The sequence below is a fragment of the Agrobacterium sp. genome, assembly GCF_032092815.1.
Lineage (GTDB): Bacteria > Pseudomonadota > Alphaproteobacteria > Rhizobiales > Rhizobiaceae > Agrobacterium.
In genome coordinates this window covers 1-258 of record NZ_DAMDBP010000052.1, presented here as the reverse complement: position 1 = coordinate 258, position 258 = coordinate 1, and the positions used below count along the sequence as shown (strand labels likewise).

Sequence of the window (258 nt, the reverse complement as noted above, 5' to 3'; positions counted from 1 at the left end):
CGCGAACAGGTGCCTGGCGTGGAAAACAGCGTAAACATTTTTCGATTTTCCTTATCTCAATCAAGGATGGGGGCTGGCAACATCACTGCGCAAAATCGGCTGCAACGCGGACATCACCGACGTGGATCCTGTTCCAGTTTTTCATGCTGCGATTGGACATATCGAGCAGGTCCTGTAGCTGCTGGCTGCTCTTTTCGGAGTAACGGGCCAGAAGTGCCGTGATCATCGCTTCAGCAGCGCGTGTCGTTCCGTCCTCGC

At 54.3% G+C, this 258-nt stretch carries 1 protein-coding gene; it reads right to left on the bottom strand.

Features of this window, described 5'->3' with window-relative positions:
* Window positions 1-82: 82 nt before the first annotated feature.
* Window positions 83-258, bottom strand: a 176-nt coding sequence (locus tag RT613_RS20995) for an asparaginase (RefSeq protein ID WP_409558875.1), incomplete at its 5' end; no start/stop codon positions are given.